Source organism: Microbacterium sp. Y-01, assembly GCF_003856715.1.
In the GTDB taxonomy this organism is placed as follows: Bacteria; Actinomycetota; Actinomycetes; order Actinomycetales; family Microbacteriaceae; genus Microbacterium; species Microbacterium algeriense.
The window spans coordinates 1817900-1837125 of sequence record NZ_CP024170.1; the positions used below are offsets into that span (position 1 = coordinate 1817900).

At 69.8% G+C, this 19226-nt stretch carries 19 protein-coding genes and 1 tRNA gene; 15 read left to right on the forward strand and 5 right to left on the reverse strand.

The genetic code is table 11. The features are described 5' to 3' along the window. Positions 1-6 precede the first annotated feature (6 nt). Positions 7-528, forward strand: coding sequence for a MaoC family dehydratase (locus CSX12_RS08545; protein WP_164479552.1), 522 nt, complete (start codon positions 7-9; stop codon positions 526-528). Beyond that, positions 525-1331 carry a CoA ester lyase gene (locus CSX12_RS08550; protein ID WP_124895514.1) on the forward strand — a complete coding sequence of 269 codons (807 nt, stop codon included), beginning with the start codon at positions 525-527 and terminating at the stop codon, positions 1329-1331. The genes CSX12_RS08545 and CSX12_RS08550 overlap by 4 nt, the downstream gene beginning before the upstream one ends. 19 nt (positions 1332-1350) lie before the next feature. On the opposite strand, the gene CSX12_RS08555 is transcribed toward CSX12_RS08550, so the two are convergent. Beyond that, positions 1351-1938, reverse strand: coding sequence for a histidine phosphatase family protein (locus CSX12_RS08555; protein WP_017202081.1), 588 nt, complete (start codon positions 1936-1938; stop codon positions 1351-1353). Then, positions 1935-2774, reverse strand: coding sequence for a Sir2 family NAD-dependent protein deacetylase (locus CSX12_RS08560; RefSeq protein WP_124895515.1), 840 nt, complete (start codon positions 2772-2774; stop codon positions 1935-1937). The genes CSX12_RS08555 and CSX12_RS08560 overlap by 4 nt, the downstream gene beginning before the upstream one ends. Before the next feature lie 91 nt (positions 2775-2865). Between CSX12_RS08560 and CSX12_RS08565 the strand changes: the two genes are divergently transcribed. Then, positions 2866-3666, forward strand: a complete 801-nt coding sequence (locus CSX12_RS08565) for an RNA methyltransferase (RefSeq protein ID WP_124895516.1) — start codon at positions 2866-2868, stop codon at positions 3664-3666. Positions 3667-3669: 3 nt separating this feature from the next. Here the strand turns inward: CSX12_RS08565 and CSX12_RS08570 are convergent, their stop codons facing one another. After that, positions 3670-4497, reverse strand: a complete 828-nt coding sequence (locus CSX12_RS08570; protein WP_017202084.1) for an SGNH/GDSL hydrolase family protein — start codon at positions 4495-4497, stop codon at positions 3670-3672. A gap of 147 nt (positions 4498-4644) precedes the next feature. On the opposite strand from CSX12_RS08570, the gene CSX12_RS08575 reads away from it, so the two are divergent. After that, positions 4645-6387 carry a DEAD/DEAH box helicase gene (locus CSX12_RS08575; protein ID WP_124895517.1) on the forward strand — a complete coding sequence of 581 codons (1743 nt, stop codon included), beginning with the start codon at positions 4645-4647 and terminating at the stop codon, positions 6385-6387. A gap of 152 nt (positions 6388-6539) precedes the next feature. After that, positions 6540-7637, forward strand: coding sequence for a VIT1/CCC1 family protein (locus CSX12_RS08580; RefSeq protein ID WP_017202086.1), 1098 nt, complete (start codon positions 6540-6542; stop codon positions 7635-7637). Between the two features lie 94 nt (positions 7638-7731). Here the strand turns inward: CSX12_RS08580 and CSX12_RS08585 are convergent. Next, positions 7732-7814, reverse strand: a tRNA-Leu gene (locus tag CSX12_RS08585). 112 nt (positions 7815-7926) lie between these two features. Here CSX12_RS08585 and CSX12_RS08590 point away from each other — a divergent pair. Next, complete coding sequence (locus tag CSX12_RS08590) at positions 7927-9222, forward strand: M20/M25/M40 family metallo-hydrolase (RefSeq protein WP_124895518.1); 1296 nt, start codon at positions 7927-7929, stop codon at positions 9220-9222. 40 nt (positions 9223-9262) lie between these two features. Further along, positions 9263-10087 carry an undecaprenyl-diphosphate phosphatase gene (locus tag CSX12_RS08595; RefSeq protein WP_017202088.1) on the forward strand — a complete coding sequence of 275 codons (825 nt, stop codon included), beginning with the start codon at positions 9263-9265 and terminating at the stop codon, positions 10085-10087. A 6-nt stretch (positions 10088-10093) separates the two neighbouring features. Here the strand turns inward: CSX12_RS08595 and CSX12_RS08600 are convergent, their stop codons facing one another. Further along, positions 10094-10942, reverse strand: coding sequence for a PAC2 family protein (locus CSX12_RS08600; RefSeq protein ID WP_124895519.1), 849 nt, complete (start codon positions 10940-10942; stop codon positions 10094-10096). An 88-nt stretch (positions 10943-11030) separates the two neighbouring features. Here CSX12_RS08600 and CSX12_RS08605 point away from each other — a divergent pair, with 88 nt between their 5' ends. From CSX12_RS08605 to CSX12_RS08640, 8 genes are read left to right on the forward strand one after another with little or no spacing between them, the layout of a single operon-like run. Continuing rightward, positions 11031-11714, forward strand: coding sequence for an HAD family phosphatase (locus CSX12_RS08605; protein ID WP_026049709.1), 684 nt, complete (start codon positions 11031-11033; stop codon positions 11712-11714). Next, positions 11711-12730 carry a tRNA (adenine-N1)-methyltransferase gene (locus CSX12_RS08610; RefSeq protein ID WP_124895520.1) on the forward strand — a complete coding sequence of 340 codons (1020 nt, stop codon included), beginning with the start codon at positions 11711-11713 and terminating at the stop codon, positions 12728-12730. The genes CSX12_RS08605 and CSX12_RS08610 overlap by 4 nt, the downstream gene beginning before the upstream one ends. A gap of 10 nt (positions 12731-12740) precedes the next feature. Further along, positions 12741-13673, forward strand: a complete 933-nt coding sequence (locus CSX12_RS08615) for a hypothetical protein (RefSeq protein WP_017202092.1) — start codon at positions 12741-12743, stop codon at positions 13671-13673. Further along, positions 13673-14665 carry a WYL domain-containing protein gene (locus CSX12_RS08620; protein WP_124896846.1) on the forward strand — a complete coding sequence of 331 codons (993 nt, stop codon included), beginning with the start codon at positions 13673-13675 and terminating at the stop codon, positions 14663-14665. Before CSX12_RS08615 ends, CSX12_RS08620 begins: the two co-directional genes overlap by 1 nt. Further along, positions 14662-15648 (forward strand): WYL domain-containing protein, encoded by a 987-nt coding sequence (locus tag CSX12_RS08625; RefSeq protein ID WP_124895521.1) that lies wholly within the window; start codon positions 14662-14664, stop codon positions 15646-15648. Before CSX12_RS08620 ends, CSX12_RS08625 begins: the two co-directional genes overlap by 4 nt. 44 nt (positions 15649-15692) lie before the next feature. Further along, entirely contained in the window at positions 15693-15929 is a 237-nt protein-coding gene (tatA, locus tag CSX12_RS08630) for a twin-arginine translocase TatA/TatE family subunit (RefSeq protein ID WP_124895522.1), read from the forward strand. A 57-nt stretch (positions 15930-15986) separates the two neighbouring features. Then, entirely contained in the window at positions 15987-16745 is a 759-nt protein-coding gene (tatC, locus tag CSX12_RS08635; protein ID WP_124896847.1) for a twin-arginine translocase subunit TatC, read from the forward strand. Further along, a complete protein-coding gene (locus tag CSX12_RS08640; protein ID WP_124895523.1) occupies positions 16742-19216 on the forward strand; it encodes a DEAD/DEAH box helicase in 2475 nt (824 codons plus the stop codon). The genes tatC and CSX12_RS08640 overlap by 4 nt, the downstream gene beginning before the upstream one ends. Positions 19217-19226: the final 10 nt, after the last annotated feature.

A 19226-nucleotide genomic window follows, 5' to 3' on the forward strand; every position in this document is an offset into this window, starting at 1 on the left:
GGCTTCATGCGCCGCTCGGAGCGACCGGAAGGAGCCGACGTGACGACCACCGACATCCTGCAGAGGGGGCTGTACTACGAGGAGTTCGCGGTCGATGCCCGGTACCTGCACCGGCCGGGCCGCACGGCGACCGAAGCGGACAACGTGCTGTTCACGACGCTGACGATGAACACCCAGGCACTCCACCTCGACGCCGCGTTCGCCGATGCCCAGGCACCCTTCCACGCGCGGCTGATGAACTCCATGTGGACGCTCTCCACGATGGTGGGCTCATCGGTCGCACAGCTGACGCAGGGGACCCTGGTCGCCCAGCTCGGCCTCGGCGACGTCGCCTTCCCGCATCCGCTCTTCGCCGGTGACACGCTGTACACCGAGAGCGTCGTCGTGGACAAGCGCCTCTCCTCGTCGCGACCGGGTCAGGGGATCGTGACGATCGCGCACACGGGCCGCAATCAGGACGACACGGTGGTGGCGACGGCCGTCCGGACCGTGCTCGTGCACCGTCTGCCGGAAGGGGGCGCGTCATGACCTTCGACCTCGGACCGGCGCTGCTGTTCTGCCCTGCGGATCGCCCGGAGCGGTTCGGCAAGGCGCTCGACCGCGCCGATGCCGTGATCGTCGATCTCGAGGACGCGGTGCTCCCGGAGGCGAAAGCCGCCGCGCGGGAGCACCTCGTCGCCGCAGACCTCGACCCCGCACGCGTGATCGTGCGGGTGAACGCCCCGGCGGGTGAAGACTTCGGCGCGGACCTCGAAGCGGTGGCAAGAACCGCTTTCCGCACGGTCATGGTCGCCAAGACGGAGAGCGCGGACGCCCTCTCGACGTTCTCGGAGGACTATTCCGTGATCGCGCTGTGCGAGACGGCGCGCGGCATCCATGCGGCGGCGGAGATCGCGGCACACCCCCGGATCGTCGGCATGATGTGGGGGGCGGAGGACCTGGTGGCCTCGCTCGGCGGGACGTCGTCGCGGCGCCCGGATGGCGGTTACCGGGACATCGCCCGCTACGCCCGATCGCGGGTCCTGCTCGAAGCCGGGGCGCAGGGGAAGGCGGCGATCGACGCGGTGCACATCGACATCGACGACGTGGCCGGACTCGAGGAGGAGGCTCGCGATGCGGTCGCCTCCGGGTTCCGAGCGACCGCGTGCATCCACCCGGCACAGGTCGAGGTGATCCGCGCCGCCTACCGGCCGGACGAGGCGACGGTCGCCTGGGCGCGCGACATCCTCGCCGCGGCCGAGGGGGAGCGGGGCGTGTTCCGTTTCCGAGGACGCATGGTCGACGAGCCCGTGCTCCGCCACGCCCGCTCGGTCATCGTCCGCGCCGGCTGAGCGCGGAGAGGGGGGCGGATCAGAGGACCGGGCTCTCCTCGAGAAGTCGCAGATACCCGGGCGCGGCGACGAAGCGATGGACCGAGCCGTTCTTCAGCACCTCGCCGTCGCGCGGGAGGGTCCCGCCGGAGACGTGATCGATCACGGCGCGGATGACGCCGCCGTGGGCGACGACGAGGACGGATTCGGCACGCGGCGAGGAACGGCGACGCGCCTCCCTGGCGATCGCGTGCAGAGCTGAGATCGCGCGCTCTCCGACCTCGTGGAGGGACTCGGCGCCGGGGACCTCGGCGTGCCAGTCCCCGTAGGTCTGGATGTAGTCGGGGACGAGCATTCCCTCTCCGTCGCCGAACTCGCGCTCGCGCAGGTCGGGCACGATGCCCGTGATCTGCAGGCCGAGCCGCTCCGCGATGATCTCGGCGGTCTCCCGCGCGCGCAGCAGCGGACTCGTGTAAACCGCGTGGTGCGTGCTCCCGGCGAGCTTCTCCGCCGCCCAGCGCGCATCCTCGCGGCCGGTGTCATTGAGGGGGATGTCGGTGGACCCCTGGATCCGCCGGGCGAGATTCCAGTCGGTCTGACCGTGGCGGATGAGGGTGAGGTGGGTCACGGGAGCAGCTCCTGGAGGGCGGGAAGGACGTCACTGGTACCGGCGGCGATCGTGAGATCCGCCCAGGCGTCCGCGCGGGTGGGTTCGCGGTTCACGATGATGAGGGGGATGCTGCGTCGCCGCGCCCGCTCGACGAGGCGCACGCCCGAGTTCACCACGAGCGACGAGCCGGCGACGATGAGCGCCGAACTCGATCGCAGGAGGGACTCCGCCGCACGGAACCGCCCCTGGGGAACGTGCTCCCCGAAGAACACGACGTCCGGCTTCAGCATCCCGCCGCACACGGTGCAGACGGGGACGATGAAACCGTCGGTGGTCTCCGGGAGGACGTCGCCGTCGGGGTTGAGCGCCACGTTCTCCGGGACCGTGATCCACGGGTTGAGCTCTTCGATCTGCACCGCGATGTCGCGGCGGTCGAACACCTGGCCGCAGTGCAGGCAGAGGACCCGGCGCATCGTGCCGTGCACCTCGATCACGTGCGAGCTGCCCGCGCGCAGATGCAGTCCGTCGACGTTCTGGGTGATGACGCCGGAGACGCTCCCCGCCGCCTCGAGCTCGGCGAGGGCGATGTGCCCCGCGTTGGGCTCGGCACGGGCGAAGGCGCGCCACCCGAGGTGACCGCCCACCCAGTACCGGCGGCGGGCCGCTTCGTCGCCGAGATAGGTCTGGATCGTCATCGGATCGCTGCGGGTCCTGGCGCCTTCGCCGCGGTACGCAGGGATGCCGGAGTCGGTGGAGATGCCGGCCCCGGTGAGGAGGGCGATGCGCCTGCCCCGCAGCAGGTCGGCGGCGCGGGCGACAGCGGCCGACAGCTCGGCGGGGCTCGACACGCTCACAGGACCTCCTCCGGCAAGTCTACGGGGCGCTTCCGACCCCGCGCCCTGTCCTCGACGCGGGGGAGCGCGCTCCGGATGGCAGAGTGGTCGGGTGGAACTCCTGCATCTGGACGACGCCGACGATGCTCGGCTCGACGACTACCGCTCGCTCACCGACACCGCACTCCGCGCGGCGCGGGAGCCCGAGGGCGGTCTGTACATCGCGGAGTCCGCGAAGGTCATCGCGCGCGCTGTCGAAGCCGGGCACCGCCCGCGATCGGTGATGGTGCAGCGGCGCTGGGTGGAGGGGATGCGCGACCTGCTCGACACGGTCGACGTCCCGGTCTACGTCGTGCCGGATGCCGTGGCGGAGGCGGTGACGGGCTTCGCCGTGCACCGCGGCGCACTCGCGTCGATGCACCGACCGTCGCTGCCCGCCGTCGACGACGTGCTCGCCGATGCCTCGCTCGTGCTGGTGCTGGAGGACATCGGCGATCACACCAACGTCGGCGCCGCATTCCGCGCGGCGGCCGGGCTGGGCGCCGACGCTGTGCTTGTCTCTCCGCGGTGCGCCGATCCGCTCTACCGCCGCAGCGTGCGGGTGAGCATGGGAACCGTCTTCCAGGTGCCGTGGACCCGCATGCCGGATTGGGCGTCGGCTGTGGCGGACCTGCACAGGGCGGGCTTCGACGTCGCCGCCCTCGCCTTGAGCGAAGATGCCGTGACGCTCGACGCCTACGTCGCTCGGCGCCCGGAGCGCGTCGCCCTGGTCCTGGGCTCGGAGGGGGACGGGCTCTCGCGGGCGGCGATCGAGAGCGCTGACACGGTGGTGACGATCCCGATGTCCGGGGGAGTGGACTCGCTCAACGTCGCCTCGGCTGCCGCCGTCGCGCTCTGGGCGTTGAAGAGCTGACCGTCAGTCGCGCTCGGGCAGGATGACGGGGGCCGGCTCGGGGCGCTTGGCCGCGATGTGGTCACCCGACGACTGGTGGCGCAGCCGGCGCAGCACCCAGGGGACCAGGTGCTCGCGCGCCCAGCCGAGATCCTCCGAGCGCGCCGCGCGCCAGGTGCGCAGCGGGAGGGGCTCGGGCTGCATCGCCTCCAGGTCGTTCGGGACGTTCAGCGCCCGCAGCACCATACGCGCCACCTCGTGATGGCCGAGCGCGTTGTAGTGCAGCCGGTCGTCGTCGAAGAAGCGCATGTCCTGCACGACCTTGAGCGCCCACTGGTCGGCGACGATGCAGTCGTGGCGCTCGGCGATCGCCCGCACGTTCTCGTTGTAGATCGCGACCTTGCCGCGGAACGGGCGGAACACGGGGGTGAAGCCGGTGTCGATCCCGGTGAACAGGAGCACCGCCGCCCCGGTCGACGACAGCCGGGCCACGGCGTCCTCGAGCTGGTTCGCGATCGCGTCGGGATCGGTGCCGGGGCGGATCACGTCGTTGCCGCCGGCGCAGATCGACACCAGATCGGGGTGCAGCGCGACGGCGGGCTCGACCTGGTCGGCGACGATCTGCGCGATCAGCTTGCCGCGTACCGCGAGGTTCGCATAGGCGAAGTCCTCCACCTGCGCCGCGAGCACCTCGGCGACACGATCCGCCCATCCTCGGTGACCACCGGGTGCCGCCGGGTCCGGGTCGCCGATGCCCTCGGTGAACGAATCGCCGATCGCCACGAACCGGCGCCACGGGTGCGCCGTCTCGTTGGGGACGTAGGGGGTCCGCGTCGAATCCTGATCGGTCATCCCGCTCTCCTTCACGAACGATCCGCGCTGCGGCGGCGACCGCAGCGCAGTGACCGAGCCTACCCGCCGCAACGTGGTGAGGGGAGGGCGCGCGCCGGACACGCGGCGTGCGACGCGGTGTCCCCGACAGCGTTTATCGTGGAGTCGATGCTCTCTCCGTCCTTTCCCCAGCGTGCTCCGTGGGGTACCGCAAGCAAGCTGCGCGCCTGGCAGCAGGAGGCGCTCGAACAGTACTTCCAGGCGGACCAGCGCGACTTCCTGGTCGCCGCGACGCCCGGCGCCGGCAAGACGACATTCGCGCTGACCCTCGCAGTGGAGCTCATGCGCATGGGCGAGGTCAACCGGATCATCGTGGTCGCGCCGACCGAGCACCTCAAGACGCAATGGGCCGACGCCGCCGCGCGCGTGCACATCCGCCTCGACCCGCGCTTCCGCAACAGCGACTGGGCGCCGGCCCGGCACTATCACGGCGCCGTGGTGACGTACGCGCAGGTCGCCGCCAAGTCCTCCGTGCACCGGCACCTCACCGAGGATGCGCAGACCCTCGTGATCCTCGACGAGGTGCACCACGGCGGAGACGCCCTCAGCTGGGGTGACGCCATCCGCGACGCCTACGGTCCCGCGAAACGGCGCCTCCTGCTGTCCGGAACCCCGTTCCGCAGCGATACGGCACCGATCCCTTTCGTCGAGTACCACCCCGACGAGTCCGGCGCACGGGTGTCGCGCACCGACTACAACTACGGCTACGGACGCGCCCTCGCCGACGGTGTCGTGCGCCCCGTGCTGTTCCACATGTACGCGGGCAGGATGCGCTGGCGCACGAGCACGGGCGACGAGCTCGAGACGCACCTCGGCCAGGACAACACGAAGGACGTCACCTCCCAGGCCTGGCGCACCGCGCTGGATCCGGAGGGCGAGTGGATGCCTGCCGTGTTGTCGGCAGCCGACCGGCGCCTCACCGAGATCCGCCACCACGTGCCCGACGCCGGTGGACTCGTGCTCGCGACCGATCAGACCGTCGCCAGGGCGTACGCGAAGATCCTGCACAGCATCACGGGACAGCAGCCCACGATCGTGCTCTCCGACGACGCGACGGCGTCGGAGCGCATCGAGAAGTTCAGCGCCAGCGACGCACGGTGGATGGTCGCGGTGCGGATGGTGTCCGAGGGTGTCGACGTCCCCCGGCTCGCGGTCGGCGTCTACGCGACGTCGTCGTCCACCCCGCTGTTCTTCGCCCAGGCGATCGGCCGCTTCGTGCGAGCCCGCCGACGCGGTGAGGCGGCGAGCGTGTTCCTGCCTCAGGTCCCGGTGCTCATGGGGCTCGCGAATGAGATGGACAAGCAGCGCGACCATGCGCTCGATCGCCAGTCCAAGGAGGACGACGGGCTGGACGACTCCCTGCTGGAGAGCGCGAACCGCGAGGAGGAGACCTCCGACGCGCTGACGCAGGAGTTCACCTACCAGGCGCTGTCGTCGGTCGCGCACTTCGACCGCGTGGTCTTCGAGGGGCAGGAGTTCGGTCAGCTCGCGGAGCCGGGCACGCCGGAGGAGGAGGAGTTCATCGGGTTCCCCGGCCTCCTCGAGCCGGAGCACGTCCACGAGCTGCTCATGCAGCGTCAATCGCGACAGTCCCGACTGCGCGAAGCACGGGAGGCGTCCGCCGGACCGACCGAGTCGACCACCCTCCCGCCGCCCCTCCATCGCACGCTGAAGGAGCAGCGCCAACTGCTCAACAGCCTGGTCGGGCTGTATGCCCGCCAGAGGGGCGAACCGCACGGCGCCGTGCATGCCGAGCTGCGCCGCATCTGCGGCGGTCCTGCGGTGGCGCAGGCGACCGTGACCCAGCTGCAGGCGCGCATCGAAGTGCTGCGCAAACGCGTCCGCTCCTGACCGTCCCTGCACGTCGAGGCGACGACGCGCGGCGCCGGTGTTCGGATGCCCGAAATGCTGTCAATCCGCGTCCTGACGCGGCTCCCCAGCGCCTCCGCGGCTAGCGTGGAACGGTTGCCCGCGGACCGGGCTCCGTGACATCTGGAGGAAGAATGACAGCGCCTGGCGCCCCCGAACCGACTGCTGCCGATCGCCGGCGGTGGGCTCGATACCTCGTCGAGGAGCGCGCGGAGGGCGCAGTCTATCAGCGGCTCGCCGCGCGTCGGGAGGGCGAGGAGCGCGAGATCCTCCTCAGCCTGGCGGAGGCGGAGCGTCGTCACGAGCAGCACTGGCTCGATCTGCTCGGCGGCGCGCCCGCCCGTCTGCCCCGCGCCGGGATCCGCTCGCGGCTTCTGGGATGGATGGCCGGCCGATTCGGTTCGATCTTCGTCCTGGCGCTCGCGCAGAGCGAGGAGGCGCGGTCGCCGTACGACGCGGAGCAGTACGCCACGCCGGCGATGCGCGCGGACGAGAAGGTCCACTATGAGGTCGTGCGCGGACTCGCCGCCCGCGGCCGTCGCCGTCTGTCCGGGTCGTTCCGCGCCGCGGTGTTCGGGGCGAACGACGGCCTGGTCAGCAACCTCGCGCTGGTCCTCGGCATCGGCGCCACGGGTGTCAGCTCGGGGTTCGTGCTCTTCAGCGGCATCGCGGGACTGCTCGCCGGTGCGCTCTCGATGGGCGCGGGGGAGTTCGTGTCGGTGCGATCGCAGCGGGAGCTCCTGGCCGCCACCGAGGCGAACGAGGACGCGGCGGCCTCGGCCGGTGACCTCGACATCGACGAGAACGAGCTCGCCCTGGTCTACCGGGCGCGGGGCATGGATCCAGCCGAGTCGCTCGACCGAGCCCGCCGGATCGTGACCGCAGCCCAGGCCGGCGTGCGGCACGCGGCGACAGGCCCGGTGCGCGTCGCGGGCGGAGACGACCATGAGATCGTCGGCAGCGACTGGATGGCGGCGATCTCGAGCTTCCTGCTGTTCGCCTCCGGGGCCATCATCCCGGTCCTGCCCTGGATCTTCGGCCTGCAGGGGACGGTCGCGATCGTGCTGGCGCTGGTGCTGGTCGGGATCGCGCTGCTGAGCACCGGCGCGATGGTGGGCGTCCTCTCCGGAGGCCCGCCCTTGCGTCGCGCACTGCGTCAGCTCGCGATCGGCTTCGGCGCGGCCGCGATCACCTACGCCCTCGGCCTGCTGTTCGGGGTGGGGGCGGTCTGAGGAGATGCCCCGCCGACCACGGCGGGGCTTCTCCACGGCGAAGAGGGAACGAAGAAGGCCCCGGATCCTGGGATCCGGGGCCTTCTTGTTCCTGTGCGCGGAGGGGGACTTGAACCCCCACGCCCTTACGGGCACTACGACCTCAACGTAGCGCGTCTACCATTCCGCCACCCGCGCAGGTGTTGGATGATCGTTGCCGACCGAAGAATGACATTACCACGTCCTCCACGGCCTCTCGAACCGAGGCCTCCGCCCGGGCGTGGCGTGCGGTTTCGATAGCCTGGAGCACATGACCGATCCCTCCCTCCCGGAGGTCGCCCGCATCGCGAGCGACCTCATCCGCTTCGACACCTCGAACTTCGGCGGGGGCAACGCGAAGGGCGAGCGAGAGGCCGCCGAGTACGTCGGCGCCTATCTCCAGGGTCTCGGCCTCGAGGTCGAGTACTACGAGCCGATCCCGCGCCGCACGAACGTGATGGCACGGGTCCCGGGCAGGGACCGGAGCAAGCCGGCCCTCGTGGTGCACGGCCACCTCGACGTCGTGCCGGCGATGGCCGAGGACTGGAGCGTCGACCCGTTCGCCGGGATCGTGAAGGACGGCATGCTCTGGGGGCGCGGCGCCGTCGACATGAAGAACATGAACGCCATGATCCTCACGTCGGTCGCGGACATCCTCTGCGCGGGAGAGCAGCCGGAGCGCGACCTCGTGCTGGCCTTCTTCGCCGACGAGGAGAACGGCGGGGTCGAGGGCTCGGCGCTCGTCGTGCAGAATCGCCCCGAGTGGTTCGAGGGCGCCACGGCCGCGATCAGCGAGGTCGGCGGGTACTCGATCACTGTCGACGACCGCCGGGCGTATCTGCTGCAGGTGGGGGAGAAGGCGTTGATCTGGATCCGCCTCGTCGCGAAGGGGCGTGCCGGTCATGGCAGCCGCCTGCACGAGGACAACGCGGTGACGAAGCTGGCGGAGGCCGTCGCCGCGATCGGAAGGACGCGCTGGCCGCTCCGGCTGACCCCCACGACGGAGGCGCTCCTCGAGGGGCTCAGCGCCCTCAGCGGACGCAGCACGGACGACCCCGATGCCCTCGCGGCGGCCGCCGGTCCCGCCGAGGCTTTCCTGCGCTCCACCTTCCGCACCACGACCAACCCCACCGCGCTCACGGCCGGCTACAAGCACAACGTGATCCCGGAGCGGGCCGAGGCGCTGATCGACGTCCGAGTGATCCCCGGCACCGAGGACGACGTGCTCGCCGAGCTGCAGCAGATCGTCGGCGACGACATCGTCATCGAGACGGTCGTGCGCGATATCGGCATGGAGACGCCGTTCGAGGGGGAGCTCGTCGAGGCGATGGTGGCGAGCATCGGCCGACACGACCCCGGCGTGCCGGTGATCCCGTACCTGCTCGGCGCGGGGACGGACAACAAGGCGCTGGCCTTCCTCGGCATCACCGGATACGGATTCGCCCCGCTGCGGCTGCCGGCCGACCTCGACTTCACGGGCATGTTCCACGGAGTCGACGAGCGCGTTCCCGTAGAATCGCTTGTCTTCGGCCAGCGGGTGCTGACCGATCTGCTGCGCACGTACTGAGCGCCGCCCGCTCCGTGCCACCCTGACCTGAAGGCCCTCCATGCATCTGCTCGAAGCACTGATCCTCGGCATCGTCCAAGGGCTCACCGAGTTCCTCCCGATCTCGTCCAGCGCGCACCTGCGCATCCTCGGCACGTTCCTGCCGTCGGGGGAGGACCCAGGCGCGGCGTTCACCGCGATCACCCAGATCGGCACCGAGGCGGCCGTGGTGGTCTTCTTCTGGCGCGACATCGTGCGCATCGTCACGCAGTGGTTCCGCTCGCTGGTCGGCAAGGCGCCCCGGAACGACCCGGACGCCAGGATGGGCTGGCTGATCATCATCGGCAGCATCCCGATCGTCCTGCTCGGCCTGCTGTTCCAGGATCAGATCGAGACGGTGCTGCGGTCGATGTGGATCGTCGCGATCATGCTGATCGTGTTCGGCATCCTCCTGGGAGTAGCCGACTACGTCGGCGCGAAGCGCCGCAAGCTCGACGACCTCACGTACCCGCACGGCATCGCCTTCGGCTTCGCCCAGGCGCTCGCGCTCATCCCCGGCGTCTCCCGCTCGGGCGGCACCATCACGATGGGGCTCTTCCTCGGCTACGAGCGTGCCGCCGCCGCGCGCTACGCCTTCCTGCTCGCGATCCCCGCGGTGTTCGGCAGCGGCTTCTACCAGGTGTTCAAGAGCTGGGACGAGCCGTCGTTCTTCTCGTTCGGCGACACGCTCGCCGCGACCGGCATCGCGTTCGTGGTGGCGCTCGGCGTGATCGCCTTCTTCATGAACTGGATCTCGAAGCGCAGCTTCCTGCCGTTCGTGATCTACCGGATCCTGCTCGGCACCGTGCTGCTGGTTCTCCTCGGCACCGGCGTGATCGCGGCCTGACCCGCGTCAGCGCTTACGGTCTCCGGAGCCGTCGTCGCGGCGCCGGAGGTACCGTTCGAACGCCTGCGCGATCGCATCTCCCGAGGCGTCGGGCGAGTCCCACGTGTCGCGCGTGCGCTCGAGCTGGCGGATGTACTCCGCCATGTCCTCGTCCTCGGAGGCGGCCGCATCGATCGAGGCCTCCCATGCTGCGGCCTCCGTGCGCAGACGCTGACGATCGACGTCGACCCCGGTCAGCTCCTCCAGCCGGTCCAGCAGGGCGAGGGTTACCTTGGGCGAGGGCGCCGCAGACGCCACGTAGTGGGGGACGCTGGCCCAGAGACTCGCGGTGGGGATGCCCGCGTTCTCGGCGAAGTGCTCGAACACCGAGAGGATGCCGACCGGTCCTTCGTACATCGACCGCTCGAGGCCGTGCGCCTCGCGCACCTGCTCGTTCTGGCTCGAGGCGAAGATCGAGATGGGGCGCGTGTGCGGGACGTCGGAAAGCATCGCGCCCAACGTCACGAATCCGGTGATGTCGTCACGGAGCGCCACGTCGATGAACTCCGCGGCGAACGACTGCCAGGTGCGCGCAGGCTCCGCGCCGGTCAGGAGCCAGAACTCCGGACCCGGACCAGGGTCGCGCGGGCGCCAGAGCCCCGCCTCCGGCCAGCTGAGCTGGCGCCGCCCCTCGGCGTCCATGCGGGTGGACGGGCGCGTGTACTGATAGTCGAAATACAGCTCGGGGTCGACCGAGTGCACGAGGTCGTATTCGCGTGACGAGCGCAGCGCCTCGACCGCGCCGCTCGCCGCCTCGCCTGCATCGTTCCAGCCGTCGAAGGCGGCGATGATGATGCGCGGACCGAGAACATCCATCGATGGCTCCCTTCGACGTCGCGGATGTGATCCCTCCAGGCTAGCCCGCGACGACGGGATGTGGGCGGCCCCGGCTAGCATGGGTTCAGTGAGCAGAAAACCCAGCGCGGTCCTTTGGGACATGGATGGAACACTCGTCGACACCGAGCCCTACTGGATGGCGGCGGAGACGGCGCTGGTGGAGTCGTTCGGCGGATCGTGGAGCCACGCCGATGCCCTGCAGCTGGTCGGAAGCGGGCTGCTCGACAGCGCAGTGATCCTGCAGAACGCGGGCGTGGCGATGGAGGCGGAGGCCATCGTCTCGCACCTGACCGACGTCGTTCAGAACTCGCTGCGCACCCAGGGAGTGCCGTTCCGGCCGGGAGCGCAGGAGCTTCTGCGCGATCTGCGGGACGCCGGAGTGCCGACGGGGCTGGTGACGATGTCCCTGCGGCGGATGGCGCTGAGCGTCGTCGACCTGATCGACTTCGAGCCCTTCGACATCGTCGTCGCCGGCGATGACGTCGACAACCCGAAGCCGCACCCCGAGCCGTACCTCCAGGCGGCCGCGCTCCTGGATATCGACATCGCCGAGGCGATCGTGATCGAGGACTCGCCCACGGGCGTCCGCGCCGGTCTCGCCTCCGGCGCACTGACCCTCGCCGTGCCGCACATCGTCTCGCTCGACGGTCTCGGAGCGCATGAGCTGTGGCCGACGCTCGACGGGCGCGGCAGCGTCGACCTCGTCGATCTGCACCAGCGTCGGAGCGCCGTGATGGGAGCGACGCGATGACCGAGACGCGCGCTCCGCGGCCCAGCGGTCCGTTCCGGGTGGGCGACCGCGTACAGCTCACCGGGCCCAAGGGGCGGCTGCACACCGTGACGCTGCGCGAGGACGGCGAGCTGCACACCCACCAGGGCGTGCTCCGTCACCGCGATCTCATCGGCCTTCCGGACGGCTCCGTCGTGGCGAACAGCTCCGGACATGACTATCTCGCCCTGCGTCCGCTGCTGCGGGACTTCGCGATGTCGATGCCGCGAGGAGCGGCGATCGTGTACCCGAAGGACGCCGCGCAGATCGTCATGCAGGCCGACATCTTCCCCGGCGCCGTCGTCGTCGAGGCCGGCGTGGGCTCGGGGGCGCTGTCCCTCTCCCTCCTGCGCGCGGTCGGTCCCGCGGGTTCTCTGATCTCGTTCGAGCGCCGCGAGGACTTCGCCGATGTGGCGAAGGGCAACGTGGAGACCTTCTTCGGCGAGCGACCGGACACCTGGCGCGTCGTCGTGGGCGACCTGGTCCAGGCACTGCCGGCCGAGGTGTCGCCGGGGAGTGTCGATCGCGTCGTCCTCGACATGCTCGCGCCCTGGGAGTGCATGGACGTGGTCGCCGACGCACTGACGCCGGGCGGGGTCGTGCTCTGCTACGTGGCGACCGCGACCCAGCTGTCGCGCGTGGCCGAGTACATCCGCGCCACGGGGCTCTTCACGGATCCGGACGCGTCCGAGACGATGGTCCGCGGCTGGCACGTGGAGGGGCTCGCCGTGCGCCCTGACCACCGCATGGTCGCCCACACCGGGTTCCTGCTGACGGCCCGTCGGCTGGCCCCCGGGGCGGTCGCTCCATCGGTCAAGCGTCGCGCCTCGAAGAGCAGCTATGGCGACGCGGACGTGGAGGCGTGGACGCCCGGCGCTCTCGGGGACAGGGAGATCAGCGACAAGAATCTCCGCAAGCGCGCCCGAGAGGCCGAGAAGGCAGCAGAAGGGGCGCGTCAGGCCGCGGCGACGCGCGAATCGGGGCACGTGACGGAATAGACTGGAGCGCGTGCGTAAAACGTCCGCCGTTCTGGCATCCCTCAGCCTCGCCGTCCTCGCCCTGACGGGCTGCACCGCCGTCTCCTCCGAGGCGTCGCCCGCATGCGATCGCAGCGCCGACGACGCGGGGATCCGGGATGCAGTGACCGTGGAGGGTCCCATCGGCCAGACGCCGGATGTGTCGGTGTTCGCGCCGCTGCAGCTCACGAAGTCCGCCGTCGCCGACGCGACGGTGGGTGACGGACGCCAGATCGTCGACGACACCCAGGGGCTCGTCGCCGAGATCTCGATCTTCCGCGGTGACACGGGGGAGCAGATCTTCGCGACCTCCTACGACGAGAACCGCGGCCAGATCTCCACGGCCGCGCACTGGGCACAGCAGTCGCCGGGCCTTGCGACCGTCTTCGACTGCGCCACCGCCGGCACCCGGATCGTCGCCGGCCTCACGCCCGAGGACTTCGGAGAGAACAACGTCCAGGGCTTCGGCCTCGACCCCGACACGAACGTGGTGTTCGTGATCGACGTCGTCGACGTGTTCCTGGACCGCGCGGAGGGCACCCTCCAGTTCAACGATGCCAAGGGCATGCCCACCGTCGTGCGCGCCTCGGACGGCACGCCGGGCATCATCATCCCGGATGCCGCAGCGCCGACGAAGCAGCAGGTGCAGACGCTCATCAAGGGCGACGGCGACCCCGTGACCGCCGACCAGCTGCCGCTCGTCAACGTGATGGCCGTCGGCTGGGACGACAAGCAGGTCATCTCCAACACGTGGGAGCAGACCTTCAGTGTCGATCTCGCCTCGAGCGCCCCCACGGTCGCCGAGGCGCTGGTGGGACAGCCCGTCGGCTCCCAGGTCCTCGTGGTCACCCCTGCCGCTGACGGGGCGCCCGCCGTCGCCTACGTCGTCGACATCCTGGGCGCAGTGACGGCGCCCACGCAATGATGGCCGCCCGGATCCCCGCGGAGGAGCGCCTGACGAACCTCGTCGTGGCGCTCATGTCCACGGAGATCGGGCTGACGAAGCAGCAGATCCTCGACAACGTGTCCGGGTACCGCCAGCGCGCGGACGCCGGGACGCGGTCCGACGCCCTCGAGAAGATGTTCGAGCGCGACAAGGAGGAGCTGCGCGCACTCGGAGTGCCGATCGAGACACTGGGGGACGCCGCAGATCCCAACGATCTCCGCGAGGCCCGTTATCGCATTCCTCAGGCGGAATACGATCTGCCAGGAGACATCGAGTTCTCGCCGGCGGAGCTCGCCGTGCTTCGTCTCGCCGGGAGCGTCTGGAGCGCGGAATCCGTCTCCGGCGACGCGCAGTCCGGCGTCCGGAAGATCCGAGCGCTGGGCATCGACGGCGACGAGCCGATCATCGGATTCGCGCCGCGCATCACGGCACGGGACGCGGCCTTCGCGCCGCTGCAGGACGCGATCGAGCGGTGCCGAGTGGTCACCTTCGACTATCTCAAGCCCGGCGAGGATGCGCCGCGCCGTCGAACCGTCCGGCCGCTCGCGCTGGTCGACTACGAAGCGCGCTGGCACGTGTTCGGCGTGGACGTCGACGCCGACGGGGACCGGACGTTCCTGCTCAGCCGTATCGTGGGGGATGTCCGCGTCACGGCCAAGAGCTTCGACGCGACGCTGCGCGACGGAGCGGGGGAGAGGGCGCTGGCCGGGCTCGAGCGCGTCGCCTCGGCGAACTCCGCACTGCTGGAGGTCACGCCCGGAACCGAGGCAGCGCTCCGGCTGGGTCGTCGGGCGACCGCCGCCGCGCAGGGGATCACCGTGCCCTTCGTCGACCTGCACATCCTCGCCGACGAGCTCGCGTCATACGGCCCCGAGGTGCGGGTGGTCGAGCCGGCGCCGCTGCGCGAGGCCGTCATCGCCCGTCTCGAGGCCGTGGTCAGGGCGCACACCGATGAGGGGGAGACGCGATGAGCGAGAAGTCGAAGCCCCTGCTGGCCGCCGACCGCGTGCGGCTCTACCTCACCCTCGTGCCCTATCTCCTCGAGCACGGGCAGGTGTCACTCGCCGAGGCGGCGGCGGAGTTCGGCGTCACCCCGCAGGAGATGCGCGGGATGGTCGAGAAGCTCACCGTGATCGGGCTGCCGGGAGAGTCGGGCTATTGGCAGCAGCCCCAGGAGATGTTCGACATCAACTGGGATCTGCTGGACCTCGAGGACGTCATCGAGATCACGAACGACGTCGCGCTCCGTCGCGTTCCCCGGTTCACCGCGCGCGAGGCCGCCGCGCTCCTCGCCGGGCTGCAGATAGTGGCGGCCGTCCCGGCGGTCTCCGACTCCGGCCTCGTCGCCGGCCTGATCTCGAAGCTGTCGCGGGGCGCGGCGGATGCACCGGCGGATGTGGTCGTGGCGCCCAGCGCCGTGGACGAGGTGCGAGAGGCGGTCGCGCGCGGTCTCCAGCACGGCGTGGCGCTCTCCTTCACGTACCAGGCTCCGGATGCCGCACCGACGACGAGGACCGTCGATCCCGTGCAGATCCTGATCACCAACGGGCAGTGGTACCTCCAGGGCTGGTGTCACCTGCGCCAGGCCATGCGCACCTTCCATCTGGATCGGGTCAGTGCGCCCGTCCTCACCGACATCCCCATCACCCATGGCGGCGATCTCGTGCCGGAGGCGTTCGTCGGTCTCGACGCCGAGCGCGAAGTCACCGTGCGCGTGCCGGAGAGACTGGCGCCGCTGCTGACCGGGTTCCTGCCGCGCGGCACGGAGCACACCGTGGTGAACGGCACCGTGACGATGAAGCTGCACCTCGCGGATCCGCGCGGCATCAAGCGGCTCGCGGCTCGATTCGGGGGCTCGATGGTGGTGCTCGATCCGGGCATCGCGCGTTCGGCGGCGAGGGACTGGGCGGCGTCAGGACTCGCGCTCTACCGTCGCCCCGATCCCGAGGTTTGATCTGTAGACTGGACCGAACGATCACGACGACGGGAAACCCTGACATGTTCGCTGGAATGCAAGGTTGGCACCTGCTCATCGTGCTGGCCGTTATCCTCCTTCTGTTCGGCGCGGCCAAGCTGCCGGCCCTCGCGAAGAGCATGGGCCAGTCGGCCCGCGTGTTCAAGGGCGAGATGAAGGCGATGAAGGAGGAGGACGCCGCTCGGACGGACTCCACGGTCGCCGAGCCCTCGTCGGCGAAGGACTCGGGCATCGACCCTGAGACTCCGCCCCGCGCCTGACCGGCCGTGGCAGCCCTCGAACCGACGGTGATGCCCAAGGCGGATCGGGAACGGCGGATGTCGCTCGGTGCGCATCTCGTCGAACTCCGCAAGCGCCTGATGATCGCGGCGCTCGCTCTCGTGCTGGGCATGGTGGTGGCGTTCCTGGTCACCGACCCCGTCATCAGTTTCATCACCAAGCCGATCAATGACATCGCCGAGCAGCGTGGCGAGGATGTCGCGGCACTCGTGTACTCGACGATCACCGGTCCGTTCGACATGCGCATGCGGATCGCCTTCTCGCTCGGACTGTTCATCTCCGCGCCGGTCTGGTTGTGGCAGATCTGGGCGTTCATCATGCCGGGGCTCACGCGCAAGGAGATCCGGTACACCGTGGCCTTCGTCGCCGCCGCGGTGCCGCTGTTCTTCGCCGGCTGCTATGTCGGGGTGATGATCCAGCCGCACATCATCGAGCTGATGGCCAGCTTCACGCCGGAGGGGGCGAAGAACCTCTTCCAAGCGCAGGAGTACTACGACTTCATCTTCAAGCTGATGATCGTGATCGGCATCTCGTTCGTCCTCCCTGTCTTCCTGGTGGCGCTGAACGTCGCCGGCGTCATGTCGGGTCGCGCGATCCTCAAGGGGTGGCGCGTGGCGATCATCATCGCCACGGTCTTCGCCGCCCTCGCCACGCCCGCCGCCGACGTGATCAGCATGCTGATGCTCGCCGGAATCCTGATCGTCCTGTTCTTCGCTGCGGCCGGACTCTCCCTGCTCTTCGATCGCCGCAAGCGCAAACGCGATGCGGCCGCGGGGCTCCTGCCGGACGCGGCATGAGCACGCCCTCCGAGAAGTACGCGCAGGCTCGCGCGGCCGCGGAGCACCCGGAGTCGACGGCGTTCGCCGCGCTGCAGAAGTTCCAGCTGGATCCCTTCCAGGTGGCCGGATGCCACGCCCTCGAGAACGGCCGGAGCGTGCTCGTGGCAGCGCCGACCGGCGCGGGCAAGACCGTCGTGGGGGAGTTCGCGATCCACCTCGCGATGCAGAGCTCCAGCGACAAGGCGTTCTACACGACGCCGATGAAAGCCCTCTCCAACCAGAAGTTCCGCGAACTGGTCGAGGTCTACGGTGCCGACCAGGTCGGTCTGCTCACCGGTGACACGAACATCAACGGAAACGCACGCATCGTGGTGATGACCACCGAGGTGCTCCGGAACATGATCTATGCCGACTCCGCGGCGCTGCGCGATCTGCGGTACGTGGTCATGGACGAGGTCCACTATCTGGCCGACCGCTTCCGCGGCGCGGTGTGGGAAGAGGTCATCATCCATCTCCCTGCGCGGGTGCGCCTGGTGTCGCTGAGCGCGACGGTGTCGAACGCCGAGGAGTTCGGCGACTGGCTCGACACGGTCCGCGGCGACACCGAGGTCATCGTCTCGGAGATCCGGCCGGTACCGCTGGAGCAGCATGTTCTCGTCCGCGACGACCTGCTCCCGCTGTTCGACGATCGCGCAGGGCTCGCGACAGCTCAGGTGAACCAGGAGCTCATGCGCATCCGCTCCTCGACGGGGTCGAACTACGACAACAACCGCCAGGCGCAGTCCTACCGCAGCAACAGGCACGCAGGTCGGCAGGCGCAGCGGCCTCCGCGCGGTGGGCGGCGTCCGGTGCGCGCAGCGAATGCCCGGCGGATCGAGCGCATGGATCGCCCGGACGTCGTGCGGCTGCTGGAACGCGCGAACCTGCTTCCCGCGATCTTCTTCATCTTCAGTCGTGTCGGCTGCGACGCGGCCGTGCAGCAGGTGCGGCGCTCCGGCATCCGACTGACCACGAACGAGGAGCGCGCGGAGATCCGCGCGATGGTCGAGGACCGCACCCGGTCGCTCCAGGACGAGGACCTCGACGTCCTCGGGTACTGGGAATGGCTGGACAACCTCGAGCGCGGTGTCGCCTCGCATCATGCGGGACTGCTCCCGGCGTTCAAGGAGGTCGTGGAGGAGCTCTTCCGGCGCAAGCTCGTCAAGGTGGTCTTCGCGACGGAGACGCTCGCGCTGGGCATCAACATGCCCGCGCGCACCGTGGTGCTGGAGAAGATGGAGAAGTTCAACGGCGAGGCTCGTGTCGCCATCACCTCGGGCGAGTACACGCAGCTGACCGGCCGCGCCGGCCGGCGGGGGATCGACGTCGAGGGCCATGCCGTCGTGCAGTGGACCGAGGGCATGGATCCGCAGGCGGTCGCGGCGCTCGCTTCCCGACGGACGTATCCGCTCAACTCGAGCTTCCGGCCGACCTACAACATGGCCGTCAACCTGATCGACATGTTCGGCAAGGTCAGGGCTCGCCAGATCCTCGAATCGTCCTTCGCACAGTTCCAGGCCGATCGTGCGGTCGTCGGGCTGGCTCGACAGGTCAGGGAGGCCGAGGAGTCGTTGGCGGGCTATCAGTCCGCCATGGCCTGCGAACACGGTGACTTCTCGGAGTATTCGGCGATCCGGCGCGAGCTGAGCGACCTGGAGAAGAAGAACCGTCAGGACTCGAACGCGCCGCGCGCGGCGCGGGACAAGCGGATGAAGCGGATCCAGACGCTGCGGACGCAGATGCAGCGTCACCCCTGTCACCGCTGCCCGGACCGTGAGGCGCATGCTCGCTGGGCCGAGCGGTACTGGAAGCTGAAGCGTCAGACGGACAGGACGCGGCGGCAGATCGAGACGCGCACGGGAACCGTTGCACGCGTGTTCGACCGGGTGGTGGAGGTGCTCGAGACCCTGGACTACCTGACCGGCGAGGGCCCCGAGACCGCGCTGACGGAAGCGGGGAGGACGATGCGACGCATCTACGGTGAACGCGACCTCCTCGTCGCGGAGTCGCTGCGGCAGGGGCTGTGGAACGGCCTCGATGCTCCCTCTCTCGCGGCCATGGCCTGCTGCCTCGTGTACGAGCCCCGCCGCGATGAGGCGAACTCGGGGGAGAGGGGTCTTCCGCGCGGTGCGTTCCGTGCCGCGTACGAGAAGACCACGACCCTGTGGGCCGAGCTCGATGATCTGGAGCAGGACCATCACCTTCCCGGGAGCGAGCCGCTGGCCGCGGGCCTGGCCGGCGCCATGCATTCCTGGGCGCGCGGCGGTCTGCTCGACCGCGTGCTGATCGACGCGGACATGGCGGCGGGAGATTTCGTGCGCTGGGCGAAGCAGACGATCGATCTGCTCGATCAGCTGTCGATCGTCGCAGAGGACGCCGCGCTCGCGCGGACGGCTCGAGCCGCGCTGGACGGCGTGCGCCGCGGAATCGTCGCCTACTCGTCGATGTGAGGATGGACGG

Bases quoted from the DNA above. Each gene is read 5' to 3' on its own strand.
- CSX12_RS08570 (WP_017202084.1), bottom strand. From the start codon at position 4,497: ATGACCGATCAGGATTCGACGCGGACCCCCTACGTCCCCAACGAGACG.
- CSX12_RS08610 (WP_124895520.1), top strand. From the start codon at position 11,711: ATGACCGAGACGCGCGCTCCGCGGCCCAGCGGTCCGTTCCGGGTGGGC.
- CSX12_RS08550 (WP_124895514.1), top strand. From the start codon at position 525: ATGACCTTCGACCTCGGACCGGCGCTGCTGTTCTGCCCTGCGGATCGC.
- CSX12_RS08545 (WP_164479552.1), top strand. From the start codon at position 7: ATGCGCCGCTCGGAGCGACCGGAAGGAGCCGACGTGACGACCACCGAC.
- CSX12_RS08595 (WP_017202088.1), top strand. From the start codon at position 9,263: ATGCATCTGCTCGAAGCACTGATCCTCGGCATCGTCCAAGGGCTCACC.
- CSX12_RS08620 (WP_124896846.1), top strand. From the start codon at position 13,673: ATGGCCGCCCGGATCCCCGCGGAGGAGCGCCTGACGAACCTCGTCGTG.
- CSX12_RS08625 (WP_124895521.1), top strand. From the start codon at position 14,662: ATGAGCGAGAAGTCGAAGCCCCTGCTGGCCGCCGACCGCGTGCGGCTC.
- tatA (WP_124895522.1), top strand. From the start codon at position 15,693: ATGTTCGCTGGAATGCAAGGTTGGCACCTGCTCATCGTGCTGGCCGTT.
- tatC (WP_124896847.1), top strand. From the start codon at position 15,987: ATGTCGCTCGGTGCGCATCTCGTCGAACTCCGCAAGCGCCTGATGATC.
- CSX12_RS08640 (WP_124895523.1), top strand. From the start codon at position 16,742: ATGAGCACGCCCTCCGAGAAGTACGCGCAGGCTCGCGCGGCCGCGGAG.
- CSX12_RS08600 (WP_124895519.1), bottom strand. From the start codon at position 10,942: ATGGATGTTCTCGGTCCGCGCATCATCATCGCCGCCTTCGACGGCTGG.
- CSX12_RS08575 (WP_124895517.1), top strand. From the start codon at position 4,645: ATGCTCTCTCCGTCCTTTCCCCAGCGTGCTCCGTGGGGTACCGCAAGC.
- CSX12_RS08590 (WP_124895518.1), top strand. From the start codon at position 7,927: ATGACCGATCCCTCCCTCCCGGAGGTCGCCCGCATCGCGAGCGACCTC.
- CSX12_RS08580 (WP_017202086.1), top strand. From the start codon at position 6,540: ATGACAGCGCCTGGCGCCCCCGAACCGACTGCTGCCGATCGCCGGCGG.